The following is a 1,229-nucleotide window of genomic DNA, read 5'->3' on the forward strand; positions in this document are numbered from 1 at the left end:
AAAAAGGGCGCCCCGAGGGACGCCCTTTCCGATTGATCATTCGCGAGTGCGAATTACTCGATGATTTTCGACACAACGCCGGCGCCGACGGTGCGGCCGCCTTCGCGGATGGCGAAACGCAGGCCGTCTTCCATCGCGATCGGTGCGATCAGCTCGACGGTGAAGCCGACGTTGTCGCCGGGCATGACCATCTCGGTGCCTTCGGCCAGGGTCACGGTGCCGGTCACGTCAGTTGTACGGAAGTAGAACTGCGGACGGTAGTTCGCGAAGAACGGAGTGTGACGACCGCCTTCTTCCTTGGTCAGGATATAGGCTTCGGCTTCGAACTTGGTGTGCGGTGTAACCGAACCCGGCTTACACAGAACCTGGCCACGCTCAACGCCGTCACGGTCGATACCGCGCAGCAGGGCGCCGATGTTGTCGCCCGCTTCACCGCGATCCAGCAGCTTGCGGAACATTTCAACACCGGTACAGGTGGTTTTCTGAGTGTCACGGATGCCGACGATTTCGATCTCGTCGCCAACGTTGATCACGCCACGCTCGACACGACCGGTCACAACGGTACCACGGCCCGAGATCGAGAACACGTCTTCGACCGGCATCAGGAACGGCTTGTCGACTTCACGCTCAGGGGTGTCGATGTAGTCATCAACAGCCGCCATCAGTTCCTTGATCTTCTCTTCGCCGATTTCCGGGTTGTTGCCTTCCATCGCCGCCAGAGCCGAACCGGCGATGATCGGAATGTCGTCGCCGGGGTATTCGTAGCTGGACAGCAGTTCGCGAACTTCCATCTCAACCAGTTCCAGCAGCTCTTCGTCGTCAACCTGGTCAACTTTGTTCATGAACACGACCATCTTCGGGATGCCAACCTGGCGGCCCAGCAGGATGTGCTCGCGGGTCTGCGGCATCGGGCCGTCAGCGGCGTTCACAACCAGGATCGCGCCGTCCATCTGGGCAGCACCGGTGATCATGTTCTTGACGTAGTCGGCGTGGCCGGGGCAGTCGACGTGCGCATAGTGGCGGTTGTCGGTCTCGTATTCCACGTGGGCGGTCGAGATGGTGATGCCACGTGCTTTTTCTTCAGGCGCGCCGTCAATCTGGTCATACGCTTTGAAGTCACCGAAATACTTGGTGATTGCTGCGGTCAGCGTGGTCTTGCCGTGGTCAACGTGGCCAATCGTGCCGATGTTGACGTGCGGCTTATTACGCTCAAACTTTTCCTTTGCCAT

At 59.2% G+C, this 1,229-nt stretch carries 1 protein-coding gene; it reads right to left on the reverse strand.

Annotated elements, in window-relative coordinates; all coding sequences use genetic code 11:
• Positions 1 to 53 precede the first annotated feature (53 nt).
• On the reverse strand, positions 54 to 1,229 hold a 1,176-nt coding region (gene tuf, locus GOX88_RS23245), incomplete at its 5' end, for an elongation factor Tu (RefSeq protein WP_170407828.1).

Origin of the sequence: Ruegeria arenilitoris (assembly GCF_013030985.1) — a bacterium.
Lineage (GTDB): Bacteria > Pseudomonadota > Alphaproteobacteria > Rhodobacterales > Rhodobacteraceae > Ruegeria > Ruegeria arenilitoris_B.